Genomic DNA, 17,188 nt, shown 5'->3' on the forward strand with positions numbered 1-17,188 from the left:
CCAGGGCCGGGCGGCCGCGACCCCGGCCTCAGCAGGCCGGGAGTCCGGGTACCGGGGCGTCGTTGTCGCCGCCCTGCACATAGACGACGCTGACGTAGACGTTCGTGTTGCCGCTGTCGTCGTCGGTCTTGGCCCACCAGACGTTGGTCCACTGGCCGGAGGTCTCACGGCGGCCCAGGTTCTCCTGGCAGTAGAAGTAGTTGGTGCCCTGGTTGAGGACGCCGACCTCGGTGCCGGAGGCGGTGTAGGACTTGGCGGTGGTCCAGACGGTGCAGTTGTACTTGCCGCCGCCGATGGAGTGGCAGACCGGGGCCTCCTCGGTCGCGCCGCCGGTCGTCCCGCCCGTCGTGGCCCCGCCCGAGGTGTCCGCGCCCCCGGTACCACCGCCGGTGGTGGTACCGCCGTCCGTGTCCCCCGACGGGGAGGCGGACGCGTCGTCGGTGTCCTTCCCCTCGCCGTCCTTCTCGCTCCCCCCGCTGGGGCCAGGGGAGGTCTTGTCGTCCTTCTCCTTTCCCTTCTCCTCTGTGTCGGAGCCGTCGGAGATGTCGACCGTGCCTCGACTGCGGCCCGGGGAGGGCGTGCCGCTGCTCGCTCCGTCGGCCGAGGACTGGGCGCCCGTCCCCGTGTCGTCGTTCGCGTCGAGCAGCGCGACCGTGACACCCGTGGTGGCGAGCACGACGGTGACGGCCACGGCGGCGAGCAGGGCACGGCCCTTGCGGGGACGGCCACCGCCGGTCGAGGACACGGTCGTGGCGGCGCCCGAGGCGGGTATGGGCGCGGGTACCGGCGGCTGCGGCGGCCCGAATCCGGGGGTCGGGCCGGTAGAGCCGAGCCCAGCACCAGAACCAGCACCCATCCCATCGGTCGTGCCGCCGAGCCCCGCACCCGCCGTCGCCGGTCCGAAGCCCGGCGGCACCGAGGGAACGCTCCGCTCGGTCTCCGCCCTCGGCATGGGTGCCGGGCCGGCGCCCATGCCCGTCGTCGGGGAGTCGAGCGCGCTCCCGGCGGCCACGGCCTCCAGCAGTGCGCGGGCCCGGTCGGCGTCCGGGCGGTGCTCCGGGCGCTTGTCCATCAGCTGCTGGAGGACCGGCCCGAGGGGGCCCGCCCGCCGGGGCTCGGGCAGCGCGTCGCTCACGATCGCGGTGAGCGTGGACCAGGTGGACGTACGCCGGAACGGGGACGAGCCCTCGACGGCCGCGTACAGGGTGGCGCCGAGTGCCCAGACGTCGGAGGCGGGGCCGGGATCGTTGCCCTGGGCGCGCTCGGGGGCCAGATAGTCGAGGGAGCCGACGAGTTCACCGCTGCGGGTGAGGTGGGTCGCGGAGCCGTCGCCCGGGTTCTCCATGGTGGCGATGCCGAAGTCGGTGAGGACGACGCGGCCCGAGCGGTCCAGGAGGATGTTGCCGGGCTTGACGTCACGGTGGAGCACGCCGACACGGTGGGCGGCGGCGAGGGCGCCCATCACCTTGGCACCGATGGCGGCGGCCTCGCGCGGGTCGAGCGGACCCCGGTCGCTCAGGACATCGTCCAGGGACGGCCCGTCCACCAGCTCCATGACGATCAGTGGGCGTCCGTCGACCTCGGCCACGTCGTGCACGGCGACGACCCCGGGGTGCCGGACCCGGGCGGCGGCCCGCGCCTCGCGCTGCATCCGCAGCCCCAGATCGGCCAGTTCGGGCGCTCCCGCGTCCGTATAGGTCCGCAGCTCCTTGAGGGCGACCTCACGGTGGAGCACCTCGTCCACAGCTCGCCAGACGACACCCATGCCGCCACGCCCGAGCTGCTCCACGACCCGGTACCGCCCGGCGAGAACCCGCCCGACACCGTCCGCCTGTCCGTTCGCCCCCGAAGACACCCGCGCCTCGTTCCTGTGACACACCGATGAATCGCGTACAGCCTAAGCCGTGGTCGGGGACGCTTCGGACCGGCGGCAACGGCTGTCACAGGACCGCTACTTGTGCCGCCGACGGACCGCGTCTCGTTGGTCCCTACTGGGCGGAAATCGTCAGATCCGCCCGTCGCGGGGACGCGAAGCCCTCCAGGTCGGTGCGGGTCAGGCCGGTCGCCCGGGAGACCTCGTCGATGTCGAGGGCGCCGCAGTCCAGGCCGCGCAGCAGATAGCCGCTGAGGGCCTTGGCGGTGGCGGGCTCGTCCATGACGTCACCGTCGACGCGGCTCGCGTACCGGGCGAGGCGGGCGGCGGCCTGTTCGTAGCCCTCGCGGTAGAAGGCGAAGACGGCCGCGTAGCGGGTGGGGATGTGGCCGGGGTGCATGTCCCAGCCCTGGTAGTAGGCGCGGGCGAGGGCGCGGCGGGTGAGCCCGTAGTGCAGGCGCCAGGCGTCGTGGACCCGCTCGGTGGGGCCGACGGGCAGGACGTTCGTCGAGCCGTCCGAGACGCGTACGCCGGTGCCTGCCGCCGCGACCTGCATGACCGCCTTGGCGTGGTCGGCGGCCGGGTGGTCGCTGGCCTGGTGGGCGGCGGAGACACCGAGGCAGGCGCTGTAGTCGAAGGTGCCGTAGTGCAGCCCGGTGGCACGGCCCTCGGCGGCGCCGATCATCCGGGCGACGGTGGCGGTCCCGTCGGTGGCCAGGATGGACTGGCTGGTCTCGATCTGGATCTCGAAGCCGATCCGGCCGGGTGTGAGGCCGCGCGCCTTCTCGAAGGCCTCCAGGAGCCGGACCATGGCGGTGACCTGCTCGGCGTACGTCACCTTGGGCAGGGTCAGGACCAGCCCGTCGGGCAGTCCGCCGGCCTCCAGCAGGCCGGTGAGGAAGATGTCGAGGGTGCGGATGCCCCGGTCGCGCACCGGCGCCTCCATGCACTTCATGCGGATGCCCATGTACGGGGCGGCCGTGCCCTTGGCGTACGCCTCGGCGATCAGCCGGGCGGCGCGGGCGGCGGCCTCGTCCTCCTCGGCGTCGGGGCGCGCCCCGTAGCCGTCCTCGAAGTCGACGCGGAGGTCCTCGATCGGCTCGCGCTCCAGCTTGGCCCGGACACGGTCGTACACGGGTCCGGCGAGGTCGTCGCCGAGGCCGAGGACGGCGGCGAACGAGCCGGCGTCGGGGGCGTGCTCGTCGAGGGCGGCGAGGGCCCGGTCGCCCCAGGAGCGGAGGGTGTCGGCGGCGAAGACGTCACCGGGGACGTAGACGGTGTGCACGGGTTGGCGGGTGCCCGGGTCGCCCGGGTAGCGGCGGGCCAGTTCCGCGTCGACGGGGGCGAGGGAGGCGCTGATCTCCTCGCTTACGGCGCCCGCGAGACTCGTCGCCACGTTCTCCTGCCGGCCCTGCCCCATTCCACACCCTCCATTTTCCGCACTGCGGAATCAAGAATCCGTATGACGAAGCTAACCTTGGCCCTCCGTCCGGGTCAACACTGTCCCGAAGTGGGATTCCCCATGCTTTCCCGCTGGTCACTGCTGAACCGGCCGCTTCTTCCGTATTCACTGGGCAAGGTTCATCCTGACTCCCCAGGGGAGGAGATCGCGTGCCGAAAGAGGTCGGAGTGACGCGTCGCCAAGGACTGAGGTCCGCGGCGGCCGCCGCCATCGCCGTGCCGCTGCTGACCACGGCGGGCTCGTCGCAGCCGGCGTCCGCCGGCGAGTACGCGGGCGCCCTGAACGTGATGACGTTCAACGTGCGCTTCGCGACCGTCGTCGACAAGACACAGCGCTGGTCCGTGCGCCGTCCGGTGATGCGAGAGCTGCTGCGCCGCGAGCGACCGCATGTCATCGGCACCCAGGAGGGGCTGTACCAGCAACTGCGCATGATCGAGAAGGATCTCGGCGGCCACTACGACTGGATCGGCACGGGCCGAGGGGGCGGCAGCAAGGACGAGTTCATGGCGATCTTCTACGACACCCGCAGACTCGACCCGATCGAGTTCGATCACTTCTGGCTGTCCGACACCCCGTACGCGATCGCCTCCAACACCTGGGACGCGGACTGGCTGCGCATGGTGACCTGGGTGAAGTTCGCCGATCTGGCCGACGGGGGACGGGAGTTCTATGTCCTCAACACCCATCTGGACAGCGTCAGCCAGTACGCCCGGGAGCGCTCCGCCGGGCTGATCGGCGAGACGATCGCCGGGTGGGACCGGTCGGCGCCGGTGATCGTCACCGGCGACTTCAACGCGGCGGCCCACGACAACCGCGTGTACGACCTGATGCTGGACAACGGGCTCGTGGACGCCTGGGACGCGGCGGCCTCGCGCACCCAGGCGTACGGGACGTACCACGGCTACCGGGCGCTCAAGCCCGGCGGCAGACGCATCGACTGGATCCTGACCTCGCCCGGGGTGACCACGCACTGGGCGGCGATGAACACCTTCTCCGTCGACGGGATGTACCCGAGCGACCATCTGCCGGTGCAGGCCTCGTTGACCCTGGGATGAGCCGAGGCCCCCACGACCGTACGGGACGGTCGTGGGGGCCTCGTGGGAGGTGCGGCACTTCAGGAGGCTCAGCCCTTGCGGGTGTTGATCTCCTCGGTGAGCTGCGGGACGACGTCGAAGAGGTCGCCGACCACGCCGTAGTCGACGAGGTCGAAGATCGGGGCCTCGGCGTCCTTGTTGACGGCCACGATGGTCTTCGAGGTCTGCATACCGGCGCGGTGCTGGATGGCGCCGGAGATGCCGTTGGCGATGTAGAGCTGCGGCGAGACGGACTTGCCGGTCTGGCCGACCTGGTTGGTGTGCGGGTACCAGCCGGCGTCCACCGCGGCGCGGGAGGCGCCGACGGCCGCGCCGAGGGAGTCGGCGAGGGCCTCGATGAGCGCGAAGTTCTCGGTGCCGTTGACGCCACGGCCGCCGGAGACCACGATCGCGGCCTCAGTCAGCTCCGGGCGGCCGGTGGACTCGCGCGGGGTGCGGCCGGTGACCTTGGTGCCGGTGGCCTTGTCGGAGAAGGTGACGTTCAGGGCCTCGACCGTACCGGCGGCCGGGGCGGCCTCCACGGCGGCCGAGTTGGGCTTGACCGTGATGACCGGGGTGCCCTTGGAGACACGGGACTTGGTGGTGAAGGAGGCGGCGAACACCGACTGCGTGGCGAGGGGGCCCTCGTCGCCGGCCTCCAGGTCGATGGCGTCGGTGATGATGCCGGAGCCGATGCGCACCGCGAGACGCGCGGCGATCTCCTTGCCCTCGGCGGAGGACGGGACCAGCACGGCGGCCGGGGACACGGCCTCGTACGCGGCCTGCAGCGCGTCGACCTTGGGGACGACCAGGTAGTCGGCGTACTCGGCGGCGTCGTGGGTGAGGACCTTGACCGCGCCGTGCTCGGCGAGCGCGGCGGCGGTGTCGGCGGCGCCGTTGCCCAGCGCGACGGCGACGGGCTCGCCGATGCGGCGGGCCAGGGTCAGCAGCTCCAGGGTGGGCTTGCGGACGGCACCGTCCACGTGGTCGACGTAGACGAGAACTTCAGCCATGGGAATGCTCCTGCGGATTGCGAAGTCTGAAGGGCGGTGAGGGAGTCGGGCCTAGATGAACTTCTGGCCCGCGAGGAACTCGGCGAGCTGCTTGCCGCCCTCGCCCTCGTCCTTGACGATCGTGCCGGCGGTGCGCGCCGGGCGCTCGGCCGCGGAGTCGACGGCCGTCCAGGCGCCCTCCAGACCGACTTCCTCGGCCTCGATGTCGAGGTCGGAGAGGTCCCAGGACTGAACCGGCTTCTTCTTCGCCGCCATGATGCCCTTGAAGGACGGGTACCGCGCCTCGCCCGACTGGTCGGTGACCGACACGACCGCCGGGAGGGAGGCCTCCAGCTGCTCGCTCGCGGCGTCGCCGTCACGGCGGCCCTTCACCGTGCCGTCCTCGACGGAGACCTCGGAGAGCAGGGTCACCTGCGGGACACCCAGACGCTCGGCGACCAGCGCCGGGACGATGCCGCCGGTGCCGTCCGTGGACGCCATGCCGGAGATCACCAGGTCGTAGCCGGCCTTCTCGATCGCCTTGGCCAGCACCAGCGAGGTGCCGATGGCGTCGGTGCCGTGCAGGTCGTCGTCCTCGACGTGGATCGCCTTGTCGGCGCCCATCGACAGCGCCTTGCGCAGCGCGTCCTTGGCGTCCTCCGGGCCCACGGTCAGCACGGTGATCTCGGCGTCGTCGGCCTCGTCGGCGATCTGCAGCGCCTGCTCCACCGCGTACTCGTCCAGCTCGGAGAGCAGACCGTCCACGTCGTCACGGTCGACGGTCAGGTCATCGGCGAAGTGCCGGTCGCCAGTGGCGTCGGGCACGTACTTCACAGTGACAACGATCCTCAAGCTCACGCCGGCTCTCCTACTGCATCGTCATTTCCGGGCTGCCTTCTTCACTGGCAGCATAGGCGCCTGAAGCGGCCGATCCCGATCGGGGCGACCTGCGCTCCGGCCGAAATATTACTCGCCAGTACGACACGCCTACGTTCCCGCACTCGATGCCCGCTAAGCAAGCGCTTTGAACTGTGAGTTAGGCAACCCTGCGTAATCGTGCGGGAATCAGTCTCGCAGACCGTTGAAGCGGCCCTGGTGGTACAGCAGCGGCCGGCCGGCGCCCGAGGGGTCGCCGACGACCACCTCGGCGAGAACGATCCGGTGTTCCCCGGCCGGAACACGTGCCACCACCCGGCAGACCAGCCAGGCGAGCACGTCGTCGAGGACGGGAACTCCCTCCGGACCGCTACGCCATCCGGTGGGCGCCCCGAACCGGTCGGCGCCGCTGCGGGCGAAGGTGGCCGCCAGCTCCCGCTGGTGCTCGCCGAGTATGTGGACGCCGATGTGCTCGGCCTCGGAGATCACCGGCCAGCTGGAGGCGCCGGTGCCGATGCCGAACGAGAGCAGCGGGGGTTCGGCGGAGACGGAGCTGAGCGAGGTGGCGGTGAAGCCGACCGGGCCGGTGCCGTTCCGCGCGGTGATCACGGCCACACCGGCGGCGTGGTGCCGGAAGACGGAGCGCAGGAGGTCGGGGGAGGCGAGCTGGGGCGAACCGAGGCCGGGGGTGGCCGTCATGGAGTTGTCCTTCTGCTGGAGTCGACGGGCTGTTCCGTTGGGGCTCAGAAGGCCGGACAGAACGAACTGGCCGTGCGTACCAGGACCGCCGTCGAGATGGCATCACGCTCGAAGAGAAGGAGTTCTCGGGGCATCCGGTCAGGCTGACGATAGGTGGGGCGTACAGTCAAGTGCGTTCCGATATGCGGCTTCACGCGCGCGCGGGGCTTCACACGGCCTCGCCGAGCGCCGCGATCACATCCGCCTTGCGCGGCTGTCCGGTTGCCCTGCGCACGATCCGGCCGTCCGCGTCGAGCACGAGCACGGTCGGCGTCTTGAGGATGTCGAGCCGGCGCACGAGGTCGAGATGGTCCTCGGCGTCGATCTCGACATGGGTGACGCCGGGAACCATTCCGGCCACTTCGGCGAGCACCCTGCGGGTCGCCCGGCAGGGGGCGCAGAAGGCGCTGGAGAACTGGACGAGCGTGGCCCGTTCACCGAGCCCCTCCCCCAACGTCCCCAACTCCGCCGCCTCGACCCGCTTGTCGCCGTCCCGCCCGCGCACCCTGACCCTCCCGCTCCGCCGCCGATGCAGCACTCCGTAGACGCTCGCCAGCGCGAGCACCAGTCCACACACCACAAGTCCGGTCACAGCGTGCGTCAGCGTTCACGAGACTGCAAAGATTCCCGGCTCCCCTCGGAGATTGGCCTGCGGAATGCTTGACGCATGGACATCGATGTGAGGGGGCCGCGCTTCGGGGCGGCCGTGACGACCGTGGTACTGGCGGTCGTGCTGATCACCGGCAGCGCCTGGCTGCTGGCCTGGCAGACGCTCGCGTTCGCGCTGGGCGCGGCGGGCGGGGTGGGGCGTTCGCCGTACGGCTGGTTCTTCCGCACGCTGGTCCGGCCGCGGCTCGGCGCGCCGACCGCGTTCGAGGCGCCGGAGCCGCCGAGGTTCGCGCAGGCCGTCGGGCTGGTCTTCGCGGTGGTGGGCCTGGTCGGTTTCACGGTGGGGCCCGAGGCGTTGGGGCTCGCGGCGACCGGGGCGGCGCTCGCGGCGGCCTTCCTGAACGCGGTGTTCGGGTACTGCCTGGGGTGCGAGATGTACTTGCTCGTGCGGCGGGTGGCGGTCCGTACGAAGTGACGGTCGGATGAACTTCCGCTTGGTCGATCGCGTGTCCGACGTGACGAGAATCTCGCCCCCGGCCCGCGCCAAGACTGGCTACTCGTGCGTTCTTGGGGCACGATCTGCGAGATGCCGTAAACCTACGGCTGCGTAACTTCCCGCCGGGAGACCCCTTCCCAGGCAGAGAGAAGGGTCCACTCCGCCCATGGCAGAGCTTGTCTACCGTCCCGCCGTCGGTCTCGCCCAAACCCTGTTCAAGGTCTGGGACCTGAAGATCGACTGCAAGGGGTCGGAGAACATCCCGCGCTCGGGCGGCGCGGTGCTGGTGAGCAATCACATCGGCTACCTGGACTTCATCTTCGACGGTCTGGCGGCGCTGCCGCAGAAGCGCCTGGTGCGTTTCATGGCCAAGGAGTCGGTGTTCCGGCACAAGATCTCCGGTCCGCTGATGCGCAACATGCGGCACATCCCGGTGGACCGCAAGCAGGGCGAGGCGGCCTACGCGCACGCGCTGGACTCGCTGCGTTCCGGCGAGATCATCGGGGTCTTCCCCGAGGCCACGATCTCGCAGTCGTTCACGCTGAAGAGCTTCAAGTCGGGTGCCGCGCGGCTGGCGCAGGAGGCGGGCGTCCCGCTGATCCCGATGGCCGTGTGGGGCACCCAGCGGCTGTGGACCAAGGGCCACCCGCGCAACTTCAAGCGCAGCCACATCCCGATCACCATCCGGGTGGGCGAGGCGATAGAGGCCTCCAAGGACAAGTACGCGGGCGCCCTCACCCGTCAGCTCCGCGAGCGCGTCCAGGAGTTGCTGGAGGCCGCCCAGCGCGCCTACCCGGTCCGCCCCAAGGGGCCGGACGACACCTGGTGGATGCCCGCCCACCTCGGCGGCACGGCCCCGACCCCGGAACAGGTCCGCGAGGCCGAGGCCCGCTGACCCGGCGCCGGGGCCCGGCCCTAGAGCGCCACGGGGAGCGTCCGCCAGAGATGTGCCCGGTCCGGGGCCGCCCGGAGGGCGGCGAGCACGGCGGGGTGCGGCGCGGCGTGGAGCGTCGGGTCGTCCGCCTCGCCCGCCGCCGGGTCGGGTACGAAGGCCAGGCGCTCGCCGTCCAGTGAGAACCGCGCGTCGACCCCCGCCTTGTTGCCCCGGGGGTCCTGGCGGTGCCAGGCGCCGCGGAAGCGGACGGCGACCAGGCCGTGCACCACGTCGAAGCGCTGGTAGCACAGGGCGGTCGGGATGTCCTCGGCGCGCAGCAGGGCGGCCAGGGCGTGGGCCTTGGCGTAGCAGATGCCGGTGCCCTGTTCGAGGACGTCGGAGGCGCGCCAGGTGACGCGCGGATCACCGACGTCCTGGGAGTGTGTGATGCCGTCGCGGATGTACTCGAAGGCCGCTCTCGCATAGCCATACGAGTCCGCCACACCCTTGGCCAGCTGCGCCGCCGTCTTCCGTACGCGTGGATGGTGATGGTCTATGACCTCGTCGGCGGCCAAATAGGCGGACAGGTCAGGGTTTTGCTGGATCAGCTCCATGCCTGGAGAGCATAGAAAAACGATCACCCGAGAGTCAATGACTTTTCGGGTGACCGTATATCTATGCACGCTCCGGCTAGGGTGGCCTCAGCGGGCCATCTCCTCCTTGAGGGCCGCCACGAACCCGTCCACGTCCTCCTCGGTCGTGTCGAAGGAGCACATCCAGCGGACGTCGCCGGCCGCCTCGTCCCAGAAGTAGAAGCGGTGGCGCTTCTGGAGGCGTTCGCTCACGTCGTGCGGGAGGCGGGCGAAGACGGCGTTGGCCCGCACGGGGTGGAGGATCTCCACGCCGTGGACCGCGCGGACGCCCTCGGCGAGCCGCTGGGCCATCTCGTTGGCGTGCCGGGCGTTGCGCAGCCAGAGGTCCTTCGCCAGCAGGGCCTCCAACTGCACCGACACGAAACGCATCTTGGAGGCGAGCTGCATGGACAGCTTGCGCAGATGCCTCATGTGCCGGACCGCGTCCTGGTTGATCACGACGACCGCCTCGCCGAACATCGCGCCGTTCTTGGTGCCGCCCAGGGAGAGCAGGTCGACACCAACCGCGTTGGTGAAGGTCCGCATCGGGACGTCCAGGGAGGCGGCGGCGTTGGCTATCCGGGAGCCGTCCAGATGCACCCTCATGCCGTGCGCGTGGGCGTGCTCGCAGATCGCGCGGATCTCCTCGGGCGTGTAGAGGGTGCCGAGTTCGGTGCTCTGGGTGATCGAGACGACCTGCGGCATCGCCCGGTGCTCGTCGTCCCAGCCGTACGCCTGCCGGTCGATCAGTTCGGGGGTGAGCTTGCCGTCGGGTGTGGGCACGGTGAGCAGCTTGAGGCCGCCCATGCGCTCCGGCGCGCCGCCCTCGTCGACGTGGATGTGCGCGCTCTCGGCGCAGATCACCGCGCCCCAGCGGTCGGTGACCGCCTGGAGCGCGACGACGTTGGCGCCGGTGCCGTTGAAGACGGGGAACGCCTCGGCGGTCGCGCCGAAGTGGCCGCGGACGATCCGCTGGAGGTTCTCGGTGTACTCGTCCTCGCCGTACGCGACCTGGTGCCCGCCGTTGGCCAGGGCCAGGGCGGCGAGCACCTCGGGGTGGACGCCGGCGTAGTTGTCGCTGGCGAAGCCGCGGATCTCCGGGTCGTGATGGCGTCGTGCGTCGGTCTTCGGAGGGTTCACGGCTTGTCGGTCAGCCACAGACGGTTTCCGTTCACTTCGGCGGCGGACCTGTCCCAGACGCCGACGATGGCCTCGGCCAGTTCTTCGACGTCCGTGAAGCCCGCGAACTTCGCGTTGGGGCGGTCGGCGCGCATCGCGTCGTGCACCAGTGCCTTCACCACCAGGATCGCAGCCGCGGAGGACGGCCCGTCCGTCCCTCCGGCCTTGCGGAAGTAGTCGGCGGTGGCGAGCGTCCACGCCTCGGCGGCGGCCTTGGCGGCGGCGTAGGCGGCGTTCCCGGCGGTGGGCCTGCTGGCGCCGGCCGCGCTGATCAGGACGTACCGGCCGCGCTCGCTGCGCTGGAGGGCCTCGTGGAAGGCGAGGGAGGTGTGCTGCACGGTGCGGATCAGCAGCATCTCCAGGAAGTCCCAGTCGTCGAGGCTGGTCCGGGTGAAGGTCTCGCTGCCGCGCCAGCCGCCGACGAGATGGACCAGGCCGTCCACCCGCCCGAAGTCCTTCTCGATGCGGACGGCCCAGTCCCGGGTGGACTGGAGGTCCAGCAGATCGACCGTGTCGCCGACGACAGTGGCGCCGCCGTGCGCGTAGCGGGCCGCGTCGACGGCCTCGGAGAGCCGCTCGGGGTCGTTGTCGGAGCCGACGACGATCGCGCCCGCCTCGGCCAGCCGCAGCAGGGCCGCCCGGCCGGCGGGTCCGCCCGCGCCCGCCACCGCGACCACCGCGCCGCTCAGTGCACCGTTGCCGTTCTGCATGCTCTTCGCCTCCTGAGCAGCGACTGTGACGTCCTGGACGGGGGCGCTCACGCGGCGGCCCGCTCGGCGTCCGCGGCGGTGATGCCCTTGGTGGAGGCGATCACGGTCTTCAGCTTCTTGGCGAGCGCCTCATAGAACATGCTGAGCGGAAACTCGTCCGGAAGCACGTCGTCGACGAGTTTCCGCGGCGGCCGCGTCAGATCCAGGGCGTCCGGACCCTTGGCCCAGCGGGAGCCGGGGTGCGGGGAGAGATAGGTCGCGACCAGCTCGTACCCGGCGAACCAGTGGACGAGTTTCGGGCGGTCGATGCCGTCGCGGTACAGCTGCTCGATGTCGGCGCAGAGCTGGTTGGTGACCTGCGGGGCGCGCTGCCAGTCGATGTGCAGCTTGTTGTCGGTCCAGCGGACGACGTCGTGCTTGTGCAGATAGGCGAAGAGGAGCTGTCCGCCGAGACCGTCGTAGTTGCGCACGCGCTCACCGGTGACGGGGAAGCGGAACATACGGTCGAACAGGACCGCGTACTGCACGTCACGGGCCTGCGGGACGCCGTCGGCCTCCAGCTTCACGGCCTCCTTGAAGGCGGTGAGGTCGCAGCGCAGCTCTTCCAGGCCGTACATCCAGAACGGCTGGCGCTGCTTGATCATGAAGGGGTCGAAGGGCAGGTCGCCGTGACTGTGGGTGCGGTCGTGGACCATGTCCCACAGGACGAAGGCCTCCTCGCAGCGCTTCTGGTCGTGGACCATCGCGGCGACGTCCTCGGGCAGTTCCAGGCCGAGGACGTCGACGGCGGCGTCGGTGACCCGGCGGAAGCGCGCGGCCTCCCGGTCGCAGAAGATGCCGCCCCAGGAGAACCGGGCCGGGGCCTCGCGCACCGCGATGGTCTCCGGGAAGAGCACGGCCGAGTTGGTGTCGTAACCGGCGGTGAAGTCCTCGAAGGTGATGCCGCAGAACAGCGGGTTGTCGTAACGGGTGCGCTCCAGCTCGGCCAGCCAGTCGGGCCAGACCATGCGCAGCACGACCGCTTCGAGATTGCGGTCCGGGTTGCCGTTCTGCGTGTACATCGGGAAGACGACCAGGTGCTGAAGTCCGTCCGCGCGGCTCGCGGCAGGCTGGAAGGCCAGCAGCGAGTCCAGGAAGTCGGGCACCGCGAAACCGTCGTCGGCCCAGCTCCGCAGGTCCTTGACGAGGGCCTCGTGGTAGGCGGCGTCGTGCGGCAGCAGCGGGGACAGCGCCTCGACGGCGTCGACGACACCCCGTACGGCCCGCTCGGCGGCGGCCCGGTCGGGGGTGTGCTCGGCGTCGAAGTCGATCGAGCCGTCCTTGGACTGCCAGGGCCGGATCCGCTCCACGGCATCCTTGAGCACGGGCCAGGCCGGATGCTCCACCACCCTGGAGACCGAAGGAACGCCGCCCTCCGCACTCGCCTGCGCAAGAATTTCCGTCATGACCCATCCTCCACGGGATAAACTTTCGTATAGACACCGTACGTAGCGAGGGTTCCCCACCGCAAGGCCGATCATGAGCGATCCAGCCGGAAATCTTCCCGTCATCCCCGGCCCCTAACCGCTGAATCTCCTGTCACACGCGTCAAGAATCACAGTTCGTGCGTCGCGCTCTCCGCGCGGAGGCCGGCGGGGTCAACGCGCGCCGGACTCGCCCACTCAGGGATGACCCGGGGACGGCCCGATCGGTGCGGGACAGGTGCGGAAACGGTCCTGTTCTGCGACGTGGCAGGGCCCCGCACGGCGTGACACGACCCGAAAGGGCTCGTGCACATGCGGATGCATCGCACGGCGGGAGGACTACGCTGCGCCCCAGCCGCGTGCCGCCCCTCCCCCGGTCACGCGGGCCGAGCCGCCGTCGACGGAAGCGAGTCAACCTTGAACTTCCTCACCATCGGTCATCGCGGAGTCATGGGTGTCGAACCCGAGAACACCCTCCGTTCCTTCGTGGCCGCCGATCGCGCGGGCCTCGACGTCATCGAACTCGATCTGCATCTGAGCAAGGACGGCGCGCTCGTCGTCATGCACGACGCGGACGTGGACCGGACGACGGACGGCACGGGCCCGATCGCCGACAAGACCCTCGCCGAGCTGCGCGCCCTGGACGCGGGCCGCGGTGAGCGGATCCCCACCTTCGAGGAGGTCCTGGACGCGGTACGGGCACCGCTCCAGGCCGAGATCAAGGACACGGCGGCGGCCCGCGCCCTCGCCGAGGTCCTGCACCGGCGCGACCTGGTGGCACGGGTCGAGGTGCTGTCCTTCCACGACGAGGCGGTCGCCGAGATCGCCCGCCTCGTGCCGGGCGTACGCACCGCGCTGGTCGCCAGCCGCTACGGCCCCGACGTCGTGGACCGCGCGGTGGCGGTGGGCGCCGCCACCCTGGTGCTCAACATCCGGCGGCTGACCCTGGAGGTCGTGGAGAAGGCCCGCAAGGCCAACCTGCGGATCATCGGCTGGGTGGTCAACACCCAGGACCATCTGCGCCTGGTCCGCGCCCTCCAGCTGGACGGCGCGACCACCGACTACCCGGACATCAAGCGCACGGGCCGCTTCACGGCCTAGGACACGGCGTCACGGCACCGGGCTCAGACGAGTTCCTTGATCAGCAGCTCGAACTCCAGGTCCGCGCGCCGCGGGATGCCGAAGCGCTCGTCGCCGTACGGGAACGGGGTCGTCCGTCCCGTACGGCGGTAGCCGCGCCGCTCGTACCAGGCGATGAGGTCGTCCCGTACGGAGATCACGGTCATGCGCATCTCCGTGGCGCCCCAGGTCTCGCGCGCGAGCCGCTCCGCCTCGGCGATGATCACCTTGCCGAGGCCGCCGCCCTGGAGGGCCGGGCTCACCGCGAACATCCCGAAGTAGGCGTGATCGCCGCGGTGTTCGAGCTGGCAGCAGGCGACGACCGCGCCGTCCCGCTCGACGGTGAGCAGCCGGCCGTCCGGCGACTTGATGACCTGGAGGACGCCCTCGGGGTCGGTGCGCTGCCCTTCGAGGATGTCCGCCTCCGTGGTCCACCCGGCCCGGCTGGACTCCCCGCGGTACGCCGACTCGATCAGCGCGACGAGGGCGTCCACATCGGCGTCGGTGGCATGGCGGAAGGTCAGGCCGGTGGTGGCGGCGGTGTCCATGGGGTGCGCTCCTGACGGCTCGTGGTCGGCCCGTGGTCGGCCGGAACACGCACGAGGGTAACCGCAGGCGCAGCGCCTACCCTCGACCGCATGATCCACGTACTCAGCAGCCGCACCCTCCTCCGCCCCACCGACCCCGAGCGCTCCCGCGTCTTCTACGGCGAGCGACTCGGGCTCCCCGTGTACCGCGAGTTCGGTACGGGCGACCACCGGGGTGTCGTGTACTTCCTCGGCGGCGGCTTCCTGGAGGTCGCGGGCCGCTCGGAGACACCGCCGTCGCCCGCGCTGAAGCTCTGGCTCCAGGTCGCGGACGTGACGGCGGCGCACGAGGAGTTGGTGGCGGCCGGGGTGGAGGTGCGGCGGCCCCCGGTGCGGGAGCCGTGGGGGCTGATCGAGATGTGGATCGCCGATCCCGACGGCACGGAGATCGTGCTGGTGGAGATCCCGGCGGACCATCCACTGCGCTACCGGCCGGGCATCTGACGGCCCCGGCGGCTCCTCGCGGCGGCCGTGGGCGCCCGGCGCGTCGAACCCCGGTGGCCGGGGCCGGGGCGCAGGCATAGCGTGCTGGAAGGGGGCTGCCCGTCCCGGGAGGAACGCCATGGAGCTCGACGAGCCGGTGACCGGTGGGCCCTGCTGGACCGAGCTGGGGACCAGTGACCCGGTGGCGGCCGGGCGGTTCTACACCGAGCTGTTCGGCTGGCGTCCGCAGACCGATCCGCGCCAGGAGGCCGGCGGCTACACCGTCGCGCACCTCGGTGACGCGGCGGTCGCCGCCCTCGCGCCGCTGTACCAGGAGTCGCAGCCGGTGGCCTGGAACGTGTCGTTCGCCGTGACCGACGCCGACGCGGCGGCCGAGGCGGTACGGGCGGCGGGCGGGACCGTCGTGCTGGAGCCCATGGACGTCTTCGACATCGGACGGTTCGCGGTGGCGTTCGACCCGGGCGGCGCCGCCTTCCAGCTGTGGCAGGCGCGGTCCTTCCCCGGCGCCGGACTGTTCAACGCGCCCGGCGCGCTGAGCTGGGTCGAGCTGCTGACCCGTGCGCCGGAGCGCGCCAAGTCCTTCTACACGACGGTGTTCGGCTGGAGTGTGAGCGCCGGCGGGCACTACACGCGGTGGGGTCTCGGCGGCGCCGACTTCGGCGGCATGATCACGATGGACGACAAGTTCCCGCCCGAGGTGCCCTCGCACTGGCTGCCGTACTTCGCCGTGGCGGACGTCGACGACTCCGCCCGCGTCGCCGCCGGGGCGGGCGGCAGCCTCCTCATGGAGCCCACCACGGTGGCGGAAGGGCCACGGATCGCGGTGCTGCGGGACCCCCAAGGGGCCATGTTCGGCGTGTACTCGGCGGGCGCCGTGGACCGACGGGGCTGACGGCGGCCCGCGCGCGGATGCCCGTGCCGTGTCCCGCGTTCGCGTTGGAGTGCCCTCCAACTCCTAGCGTCGTCCCCACCAACCGCTCGGAGGGAATGCGACGTGCGCTACACACTGTTCGGCAGGACCGGTCTGCGGGTGAGCGAACTGGCCTTCGGGGCCATGACGTTCGGCTGGGGGGCCGTGGATCTCGACACGAGCGGGCCCCTCCTGGACGCCTATGCCGACGCGGGCGGGAACTTCGTCGACACGGCGAACAACTACTCCGAGGGCGCCTCGGAGACCATCGTCGGCGAACTCCTCGACGGCCGCCGCGACCGCTTCGTACTGGCCAGCAAGTACACCTGTGTCACACGCGACGACGACGTGAACTCGGCGGGCAACCACCGCAAGAACCTCGTCGGATCGGTGGAGGCGAGTCTGCGGCGGTTGCGCACCGACCGGCTCGATGTGCTGTGGGTGCACGCGCGGGACGAGTTCACCCCGGTCGACGAGGTGATGCGGGCGCTCGACGACCTCGTACGGTCCGGGAAGGTGCTGTACGTCGGGGTGTCGGACTGGCCGGCCTGGGAGATCGCGCAGGCCAACACCCTGGCGGAGCTGCGGGGTTGGACGGCGTTCGCGGGCTCGCAGCTGCGCTACAACCTGCTGGAGCGCACCCCGGAGCGTGAACTGCTGCCGCAGGCACGGGGGTTCGGGATGGCCGTGTTCGCGTGGGGGCCGCTGGCGGCCGGGAAGCTGACCGGCAAGTACCGGCGGGGCGAGTCGGGGCGGCTCGGGGCGGGCGGCGCGGACGCGGACCCCCGCAGGGACGCCGTGATCGACGCCGTGCTGGAGATCGCCGAGCGGAGCGGCCTGCTCCCGGCACAGGTGGCGCTCGCCTGGCTGCTCGGTCGCCCCGGCAACGTCGTGCCGATCGTCGGCGCCACCGGCCCCCGTCAGCTCGCGGACAACCTGGCGAGCGTGGACGTGACCCTCGACGCGGACGCGGTCGCCCGGCTCGACGAGGTGAGCGCGCCCGCGCTGGGCTTCCCGCACGACTTCCTGCGCGAGCCCGTCATCCGCCGCAACGTGTACGGGCCCCACTGGGACGACATCCGCGACCCGCGCCGGACGGCCCGCTAGGGCCTGTCGTCACATTCCCGTCTGCCCCGCGACGCCCGGCACGC

18 protein-coding genes are annotated in these 17,188 nt (G+C 71.1%); 7 read left to right on the top strand and 11 right to left on the bottom strand.

From position 1 onward, the window contains the following. Window positions 1-28 precede the first annotated feature (28 nt). A complete protein-coding gene (locus F9278_RS03575; protein WP_152166952.1) occupies window positions 29-1,855 on the bottom strand; it encodes a serine/threonine-protein kinase in 1,827 nt (608 codons plus the stop codon). 133 nt (window positions 1,856-1,988) lie between these two features. Continuing rightward, window positions 1,989-3,293, bottom strand: coding sequence for a DUF6986 family protein (locus F9278_RS03580; RefSeq protein ID WP_152166953.1), 1,305 nt, complete (start codon window positions 3,291-3,293; stop codon window positions 1,989-1,991). A 191-nt stretch (window positions 3,294-3,484) separates the two neighbouring features. Between F9278_RS03580 and F9278_RS03585 the strand changes: the two genes are divergently transcribed. Then, window positions 3,485-4,390: an endonuclease/exonuclease/phosphatase family protein gene (locus F9278_RS03585; RefSeq protein WP_152166954.1), complete on the top strand. Its 906-nt coding sequence runs from the start codon at window positions 3,485-3,487 to the stop codon at window positions 4,388-4,390. Window positions 4,391-4,458: 68 nt separating this feature from the next. On the opposite strand, the gene F9278_RS03590 is transcribed toward F9278_RS03585, so the two are convergent. The 4 genes from F9278_RS03590 to F9278_RS03605 all read right to left on the bottom strand — a co-directional run bounded on the left by F9278_RS03590 (window position 4,459) and on the right by F9278_RS03605 (window position 7,606). Beyond that, window positions 4,459-5,421, bottom strand: coding sequence for an electron transfer flavoprotein subunit alpha/FixB family protein (locus F9278_RS03590; protein ID WP_152166955.1), 963 nt, complete (start codon window positions 5,419-5,421; stop codon window positions 4,459-4,461). 51 nt (window positions 5,422-5,472) lie between these two features. After that, window positions 5,473-6,258, bottom strand: a complete 786-nt coding sequence (locus F9278_RS03595; protein WP_152166956.1) for an electron transfer flavoprotein subunit beta/FixA family protein — start codon at window positions 6,256-6,258, stop codon at window positions 5,473-5,475. A 207-nt stretch (window positions 6,259-6,465) separates the two neighbouring features. Next, window positions 6,466-6,975 carry a flavin reductase family protein gene (locus F9278_RS03600; protein WP_152166957.1) on the bottom strand — a complete coding sequence of 170 codons (510 nt, stop codon included), beginning with the start codon at window positions 6,973-6,975 and terminating at the stop codon, window positions 6,466-6,468. Window positions 6,976-7,183: 208 nt separating this feature from the next. Further along, complete coding sequence (locus tag F9278_RS03605; RefSeq protein WP_152166958.1) at window positions 7,184-7,606, bottom strand: thioredoxin family protein; 423 nt, start codon at window positions 7,604-7,606, stop codon at window positions 7,184-7,186. A gap of 75 nt (window positions 7,607-7,681) precedes the next feature. On the opposite strand from F9278_RS03605, the gene F9278_RS03610 reads away from it, so the two are divergent. Together F9278_RS03610 and F9278_RS03615 are read left to right on the top strand one after the other, a co-directional pair. After that, window positions 7,682-8,098 carry a DUF4395 domain-containing protein gene (locus tag F9278_RS03610; RefSeq protein WP_152166959.1) on the top strand — a complete coding sequence of 139 codons (417 nt, stop codon included), beginning with the start codon at window positions 7,682-7,684 and terminating at the stop codon, window positions 8,096-8,098. A 187-nt stretch (window positions 8,099-8,285) separates the two neighbouring features. Next, the gene (locus tag F9278_RS03615) at window positions 8,286-9,014 is read left to right on the top strand and encodes a lysophospholipid acyltransferase family protein (RefSeq protein WP_152166960.1); all 729 of its coding nucleotides are present in this window, start codon (window positions 8,286-8,288) and stop codon (window positions 9,012-9,014) included. A 20-nt stretch (window positions 9,015-9,034) separates the two neighbouring features. Here the strand turns inward: F9278_RS03615 and F9278_RS03620 are convergent, their stop codons facing one another. From F9278_RS03620 to F9278_RS03635, 4 genes are all read right to left on the bottom strand, one after another. Beyond that, window positions 9,035-9,607, bottom strand: a complete 573-nt coding sequence (locus tag F9278_RS03620) for a transglutaminase domain-containing protein (RefSeq protein ID WP_193241356.1) — start codon at window positions 9,605-9,607, stop codon at window positions 9,035-9,037. A gap of 87 nt (window positions 9,608-9,694) precedes the next feature. Then, window positions 9,695-10,765, bottom strand: coding sequence for a threonine aldolase family protein (locus tag F9278_RS03625; protein WP_152166962.1), 1,071 nt, complete (start codon window positions 10,763-10,765; stop codon window positions 9,695-9,697). After that, on the bottom strand, window positions 10,762-11,514 hold the full coding sequence (locus tag F9278_RS03630) for an SDR family NAD(P)-dependent oxidoreductase (RefSeq protein ID WP_152166963.1): 753 nt from the start codon (window positions 11,512-11,514) through the stop codon (window positions 10,762-10,764). The genes F9278_RS03625 and F9278_RS03630 overlap by 4 nt, the downstream gene beginning before the upstream one ends. 47 nt (window positions 11,515-11,561) lie before the next feature. Next, window positions 11,562-12,959, bottom strand: a complete 1,398-nt coding sequence (locus tag F9278_RS03635; RefSeq protein WP_152166964.1) for a DUF6421 family protein — start codon at window positions 12,957-12,959, stop codon at window positions 11,562-11,564. 435 nt (window positions 12,960-13,394) lie between these two features. On the opposite strand from F9278_RS03635, the gene F9278_RS03640 reads away from it, so the two are divergent. Then, window positions 13,395-14,078, top strand: coding sequence for a glycerophosphodiester phosphodiesterase (locus F9278_RS03640; RefSeq protein ID WP_152166965.1), 684 nt, complete (start codon window positions 13,395-13,397; stop codon window positions 14,076-14,078). 23 nt (window positions 14,079-14,101) lie between these two features. On the opposite strand, the gene F9278_RS03645 is transcribed toward F9278_RS03640, so the two are convergent. After that, a complete protein-coding gene (locus tag F9278_RS03645) occupies window positions 14,102-14,644 on the bottom strand; it encodes a GNAT family N-acetyltransferase (RefSeq protein ID WP_152166966.1) in 543 nt (180 codons plus the stop codon). Window positions 14,645-14,734: 90 nt separating this feature from the next. On the opposite strand from F9278_RS03645, the gene F9278_RS03650 reads away from it, so the two are divergent. From F9278_RS03650 to F9278_RS03660, 3 genes are all read left to right on the top strand, one after another. Next, window positions 14,735-15,127 (top strand): VOC family protein, encoded by a 393-nt coding sequence (locus F9278_RS03650; protein ID WP_152166967.1) that lies wholly within the window; start codon window positions 14,735-14,737, stop codon window positions 15,125-15,127. A 118-nt stretch (window positions 15,128-15,245) separates the two neighbouring features. Then, a complete protein-coding gene (locus F9278_RS03655; protein ID WP_152166968.1) occupies window positions 15,246-16,019 on the top strand; it encodes a VOC family protein in 774 nt (257 codons plus the stop codon). A 102-nt stretch (window positions 16,020-16,121) separates the two neighbouring features. Beyond that, window positions 16,122-17,144: an aldo/keto reductase gene (locus F9278_RS03660; protein ID WP_152166969.1), complete on the top strand. Its 1,023-nt coding sequence runs from the start codon at window positions 16,122-16,124 to the stop codon at window positions 17,142-17,144. The last annotated feature ends 44 nt before the right edge of the window (window positions 17,145-17,188 follow it).

Source organism: Streptomyces phaeolivaceus (assembly GCF_009184865.1).
Classification (GTDB): Bacteria; Actinomycetota; Actinomycetes; order Streptomycetales; family Streptomycetaceae; genus Streptomyces; species Streptomyces phaeolivaceus.